Origin of the sequence: Leptolyngbya cf. ectocarpi LEGE 11479 (assembly GCF_015207065.1) — a bacterium.
In the GTDB taxonomy this organism is placed as follows: Bacteria; Cyanobacteriota; Cyanobacteriia; order Phormidesmidales; family Phormidesmidaceae; genus Leptothoe; species Leptothoe ectocarpi.
The window spans coordinates 1-6,365 of record NZ_JADEXP010000362.1; the positions used below are offsets into that span (position 1 = coordinate 1).

The following is a 6,365-nucleotide window of genomic DNA, read 5'->3' on the forward strand; positions in this document are numbered from 1 at the left end:
GGGACATCCTCATCTTTGGCAAAGATTTTTATGTATTTTCTGCCTGATGGGATATCTTAAGCTGAGCCGACGTAGATTAGTGGGCTATGGCTACTGCGGTTAGGAAGTTTTGACCGGGCTGGTGGACGAGCTGGCTTTAATCAATTTTGGTCCAGACGAGCACCACTCTATCAGCTGACAACGCTCACAGGCTGGCTTACGGGCATCGCAGACAGCACGGCCATGGTAAACCAGACGAATAGACCAATTTTCCCAGTCTGGTTGAGGTAAGAGCTTCATCAGATCCTGCTCAATTTTGACCGGGGTATCGTGCTTGGTCAGACCGAGACGCTGGGTAATGCGCTTTACATGGGTGTCTACGGTAACCCCGGCATTGATGCCAAAGGCATGGGCCAGGACTACGTTTGCAGTTTTACGAGCAACACCTGGCAAACTAGTTAACGTTTCCATCGATTGGGGGACTTCACCACTAAAATCGAGGATTATTTTTTCGCAGGCAGCCCGAATATTTTTGGCCTTGTTGCGATAGAAACCAGTTGATTTTACATAGGTTTCGATTTCGCTAACATCAGCTTCAGCGTAGTTCGTCACCGTTGGAAAACGCTCAAATAGAGCTGGAGTAACTATGTTGACCCGTGCATCAGTGCACTGGGCTGAAAGCATGGTAGCAATGAGTAGCTGCAGGGGATTTTCGTAGTCAAGGGAGCAGGGTGCCTCGGGGTAAAGGTCCTTAAGCCGTTCAAGAATAAAGAGTGCGCGTCTTTTCTTGGTGAGGCGAGGGCGTTTTGTCTGGGCAGCGGTCACGATTGGCTCTGCCTATTGAAAAACATTTTGAAAAATTTCTAACCGGGCAATATCGCGGGCAATCAGTATGCCACCCAGGCCCAAGAACAGGAGTAGTCCCGTTTGCATAACGCTTTCTTGAATGCGTCGGGGTAAGGGCTTACCAAGCAGGGCTTCCACTAGAAGAAACGCCAGTTGGCCACCGTCTAAGGCAGGAAGGGGCAAAATATTGATAATGGCCAGGTTTACACTAATTAGAGCCGTAAACGGAAACAGACTGATAATATTTGAGTCTGCCATGGTTCGCCCCTGATCAACGATACCCACAGGACTCGATACCTGACTCGACATTTCAGAAAAGTTGGTCACTAGGGCATAAAATCCCTGAGCCGTCCGAATAAATACGTTCTGAAACTCATCCGCAGCAAACTTGAGCACTTTGATGGGATTGCCGGAACGTTTGTAGCTAAATTTGCCATTGGGATAAAGCTGTACTCCAATGACGGGCTTACCCTCAGGAGATATGTCTGGGGTCACCGTCAAAGTGAGTTCCTGTTTACCACGCTGAATCAGCAGATCGACAGGCTCATTGGGGCTAGTTTGAATAGCATCTATAAGAGTCTGTACGTTTTCTTCACCCTGATCAAGGAACTGCTTATCAACGGAAAGGATGATATCTCCAGCTTTAATCCCAGCTTGGGCCGCTGGGGAGGTGCTGGACATCACCTGGGGAATGAGGACACCGGGTTCGGGAACGAAGTTTTGAGGCACCCCCACACTGGTGAACTGGACCACAAAGACCAGATAGGCAAATAGCAGATTGGCAATCACCCCTGCACTCATAACGATGGCACGATCCAGCACTGGTCGATTTTGGAGCAGGTTGGGATCGTCAGGGGCAAAGCTGTTGTCCGACTCTTCTTCCATAGGAAACCCGACAAAGCCGCCCAGTGGCAGAGCACGCAGAGCATATTCTGTACGGGAACCTTGATATTTCCAGAGAATAGGACCAAAACCAATGGAAAACCGGTTGACGTGAATGCCTTGCAAACGAGCAGCTAGGAAATGGCCTAGCTCATGGACAAAAATCAGGATGGCAATGACAGAAATGACGGCCAGAACGGACATAGACGAAAATAAGTAGGGCAGTAGAAGCCGCTTGACGGCTTGCCTCCAGCTCCAGTACTCAGGCTAAGAAACCCAGATCAGCACAACAGCAGGCCAGCAAATCAAACAACTAAAAACGTTTGCTGTTCTCCCTATTCTACCGTTCTGATTCGATACATGCGGGTTTAAATGGCTTAGAGAAACTCCCGTCCTAAATAGGATTGCAGCACCTCAGGGACTTTTACACTACCGTTGGGTTGCTGATAGTTTTCTAAAATGGCTGCCATAGTCCGTCCAATAGCCAAACCAGAGCCGTTAAGGGTATGGACAAACTGAGTGCCTTTTTGACCTGGAACTTTAAACCGGATATCGGCGCGACGGGCTTGGAAATCAGCACAGTTAGAACAGCTGGAGATTTCACGATAGCGATTAGCGGAGGGCAGCCAGACTTCTAGATCATAGGTTTTGGTAGCTGAAAATCCCATGTCGCCGGTGCAAAGAGCCAGTACCCGGTAAGGCAGTTTTAGCTGTTGCAAAATATCTTCGGCATCTTTTGTCAGAGCTTCTAGTTCGTCGAATGACGTGTCTGGGTGGACAAACTTAAACATTTCCACCTTATTAAACTGGTGCAGACGGATCAGACCTCGGGTGTCACGACCGTAGCTGCCTGCTTCTCGACGGAAACAGGGGGTGTAGGCACAGTAGTTAATGGGCAGCTCGTCTTCGGTGAGGATTTCACTGCGGTGCAGGTTGGTGAGGGGCACCTCGGCGGTGGGGGTGAGCCACAGATCGTCGTCTGCACACTTAAAGCTGTCTTCGGCAAATTTGGGCAGCTGGCCAGAGCCCGTCAGGGAAGCGGAGTTGACCAGGATCGGCGGCATGATTTCGGTGTAGCCCGACTTGGTGTGGCGGTCGAGCATGAACTGAATCAAGGCTCTTTCGAGGGCGGCACCGGCACCGATCAGGGTGACAAATCGGCTCTGGGCAATTTTGACCGAGCGCTCAAAGTTCATGATGCCGAGCTTTTCGCCTAGCTCGTAATGGGCGAGGAAACCGTCGCCTTGGAGAATTAGATCATCACCCCACCTGCGGATTTCGACATTGTCCTCTTCGTCCTTACCCTTGGGGGTGACATCGCTGGGCAGATTGGGCAGGGTGAGCAGGATGTCCTGGATTTTGGCCTTGAGTTCTTTTTCCTTGGGCTCCAGTTCTGAGAGTTCTTTTTTGACCTGGTTGCCTTCTGCACGTAGGGTTTTGACTTCGTCGCCTTTGGGGTCGGCACCGCCCTTGATTTTCATACCGACGGCTTTGCCGATTTCATTGCTGCGGGCCTGGAGTTGAGATCGCACTCCCTCCAACTCCCTCTGCTCACTATCCAATGCCTGTAGCTCAGTCAGGGATTGGGCATAGTCGCCGCTGCGCTTGGCTAAGGCCGCTGCCACTTGGTCAGGATGTTGTCGAATCAGCTTTAGATCAAGCACTGTGGTTCACCGAGTTTTCCCAGTAAATCAGAATAGCATCCCTCACCCTAAATCCCTCTCCCTACCTCACCCTAAATCCCTCTCCTTTAAGGAGAGGGACTTTGAAGGGGACTAGACTACTTGCTCGATTTCAGCGATTTCGGGAATAAATTCACGCAGGCGACGCTCGATACCCATGCGCAGAGTCATGGCGGAGCTGGGGCAGGAGCCACAGGCACCCTGAAGGCGGAGTTTGACCACAGGGCCGTCGATTTCAACTAGCTCAACGTTACCGCCATCGGCCATCAGATAGGGACGAAGTTCGTCCAGGACTTGTTCAACGTTATTGTTTGTTAGGGCTAGGGTTTCCATAAAATTGGCTATCAGAAGATTGAGACTGCTACCTTCATAGTAGCTTTTGGCCAGAAAAGCTTGGCCCTAAGTTCTTCAATAGCTGGTATGGGGAATGGGGAATGAGCAGTTTTGTAACAAGTTTCCTTAGCGAGCCCCGCGATCTCACTGCTCCCGACTCCCTAATTCCCAACAGCGAATCTGTCCGGCCCAATCACCGCTGATGAGGGTGCGGTGGTCAGGGGCAAACACAGCCGACCAGACACCGCTTTCGTGGCCAGTGAGCACATCGAGCAGTTTGCGGGTGGTCATGTTCCAAATGCGAATAGTGCGATCGCGACTGGCCGTGGCCAGCAATTTGCCATCACCGCTAAAGCTGACACTGTTCACACCACCCCCATGGGCATCGAACTCCCCCATAAATCGGCCATCTCGCAGCCGCCAGAACATTACCTTTCTATCGGCTCCACCGCTGACCAGCAATTCCCCATCGGGGCTGATGGCCAGGGACACAATATCGTCCGTATGTCGCTGCAGGCTGCGCCGAATTTGGCCAGTGGCCGCATCGCAAATATTAATTTCCCTATCCTGGGTGCTGGTCACTAGGGTGTGGCCGTCGGGACTCAGCACCAGGGTACGAATCCAGTGTTGATGGGTGAGTAGTGTTTTTTGTAAGGTGCCAGTGGCGACTGACCAGCGCCGGACTGTTTTATCCTGGCTGCCAGTGTATAGGCACTGACCATCGGGGCTAAAGACAACGGCCCGAACGCTATCGGTGTGCCCTTTGAGGGTGGCTACTGGCTGATCTTGATGCTGATCTTTATCCAGATGCCAGAGGCAGACACTATTGTCATTGCCACCGCTGGCAATCAACGTATCATCCGGACTAATGGCCAAGGCTCGCACCCAGCTGCTGTGGCCCTGTAGTGTTTGGTGCAGCTGTCCTTGGTGGAGGTGCCACAGTTTAATTGAGCGATCGCCGCTACCGCTGATGATGTAACGGCCCTGACTATCCACAGCGATGGAGCGGATCCAGCTGTTGTGGGCATTGATAGTTTGAGTACAGTGCCAGAGATGGCGACTTGGCGGTTGAGGAGAGGAGTTCACAGCCGCTGCTCGAGTAACTACATGCATTGGTCAGACGTTATTTAATACTGGCATTGCAGTCCGTGTCCGTAAATATAAGGATACGGATCTGCAGTAACGTACAGTTAACAACGCCTGCCATATAGATAATTCCCGATAGGCTCAGCGGAAAATTTATGTCTACTGACTCATTCGTTAGCTGATTTAAGGGCAAAATCATAGAGGGCGCGACTTACTCGAAAATTCGCTTTTGCTACCAAGTTATCTAACAAAGGTTTAACGGTATCTACCAGGTTTGCCTGTTTAGCTTGTAACAAGACACCCAATAAACCAGTCATTTGGAGACCAAATGCGGCTCCTGCTGATCGCCCTCTTCGTTCATCCATAAGTACTAAACTTGCTCCAACTTCTAACGCTAGAGCAATAGCTTCTGCTTCTCCACGGTCAATGTTTGCTCGACTAGACTGAATATCTAAAACAGCTTGGATATCTTGAACAGGCTGTTTTTGAATCCAGATTAGTTTCTGTACTTCTTGTTGACCAGGAACGCTTTTACCTGGATATACAAGTTCATCATAAACAGCTACAGGAATAAGAATGGAACCGTAAAGTTGCTGAAGCAGATGTAAATGATCAATGGCAGCCAGGTTAGTAATCGGAGATGTATCGCTAACGACGATCAAAGTAGGTCTAGAGATTTTAGTGTTTCAATATCGGCTTCTAAATCTTCCACATCATAGTTGAGGTAAAGATCTCGTTTAGCAAGCTGATGCTGGAATTCTATGACCGATAGTCCTGTCCAACTGCGAACCATACCACTGCTGATTTTGTCAGCTGTGTAGAGCATGATGGCAATTTCAAGTTTGAGTTCATCCTCACTGAGCTGAGCGGCTTCGAGGATCATGTCAGGAACAACAACGCTCATAGGAGTTGCTTGGCTGAAGGACAGCTATGTCTAAGTTAAACCTACAGTCTCTTTTGCAGAAACCTCCAGTTCTGGACACAACCAAGGTTTAGTTTAATCATAGCGAATCAGGCAATGCTGCCGCGTTTGCGGGCTTCTTTGTAGGAGGTGCCGACATTTTGCAGTCCGGCACGAATCATCTGCTGTTCGAGCAGGGCGAAAAAGCGGTTGCGATCGCCCCCCCGCACCACCGCCTGATTATGGGCTTCTGCCAGGGTCACCGGATAGCCAAACCCTTTCTGCACCTGGGTTAGCGTCAGGCTCAGCGCCGCGTTGAATAATTTGCTGTCATGGACCACCCACTCAGGGAACTCCACCCGCGCAATTTCAGCCCCCACATGCACGTGGCAAAAGTAGACCTGATGGTCGCCGTAGAGCTGCAAAATATCGGCGGAGCTTTTGAATAGGGGGCCACGCTGCCCTGGTTCTAGCAACGTGGCCCACAGGGTTACATCCCGCAGGGGGGAGAATACCTGACAGGGGGCACCGTCGGTTTGGCCCTCGCAGTGCTTTTGGCAGTCTGGTTGTTCATGGGGACAGCTTTGCAACCGCAGAAAGTTTAGGGCCTCACTGCTGCGCGACGCGCTGAGATAGCCCACCATGGGGACCTGAGC

8 protein-coding genes are annotated in these 6,365 nt (G+C 50.8%); all 8 read right to left on the reverse strand.

Annotation, left to right across the window (positions count from 1 at the left end; translation table 11 throughout):
• Positions 1-99: 99 nt before the first annotated feature.
• Complete coding sequence (gene nth / locus IQ260_RS25650) at positions 100-804, reverse strand: endonuclease III (protein WP_193995917.1); 705 nt, start codon at positions 802-804, stop codon at positions 100-102.
• 12 nt (positions 805-816) lie between these two features.
• Entirely contained in the window at positions 817-1,911 is a 1,095-nt protein-coding gene (gene rseP, locus IQ260_RS25655; RefSeq protein ID WP_193995918.1) for an RIP metalloprotease RseP, read from the reverse strand.
• Positions 1,912-2,084: 173 nt separating this feature from the next.
• Positions 2,085-3,371, reverse strand: a complete 1,287-nt coding sequence (serS, locus tag IQ260_RS25660; RefSeq protein WP_193995919.1) for a serine--tRNA ligase — start codon at positions 3,369-3,371, stop codon at positions 2,085-2,087.
• A 111-nt stretch (positions 3,372-3,482) separates the two neighbouring features.
• The gene (locus IQ260_RS25665; protein WP_193995920.1) at positions 3,483-3,722 is read right to left on the reverse strand and encodes a NifU family protein; all 240 of its coding nucleotides are present in this window, start codon (positions 3,720-3,722) and stop codon (positions 3,483-3,485) included.
• Between the two features lie 144 nt (positions 3,723-3,866).
• Complete coding sequence (locus IQ260_RS25670) at positions 3,867-4,835, reverse strand: WD40 repeat domain-containing protein (protein ID WP_193995921.1); 969 nt, start codon at positions 4,833-4,835, stop codon at positions 3,867-3,869.
• Between the two features lie 140 nt (positions 4,836-4,975).
• Positions 4,976-5,470, reverse strand: a complete 495-nt coding sequence (locus IQ260_RS25675; protein ID WP_193995922.1) for a DUF3368 domain-containing protein — start codon at positions 5,468-5,470, stop codon at positions 4,976-4,978.
• The gene (locus IQ260_RS25680; protein WP_193995923.1) at positions 5,467-5,712 is read right to left on the reverse strand and encodes a UPF0175 family protein; all 246 of its coding nucleotides are present in this window, start codon (positions 5,710-5,712) and stop codon (positions 5,467-5,469) included. Before IQ260_RS25680 ends, IQ260_RS25675 begins: the two co-directional genes overlap by 4 nt.
• A gap of 107 nt (positions 5,713-5,819) precedes the next feature.
• A partial coding sequence (locus IQ260_RS25685) for a DNA double-strand break repair nuclease NurA (protein WP_193995924.1) occupies positions 5,820-6,365 on the reverse strand: 546 nt, incomplete at its 5' end.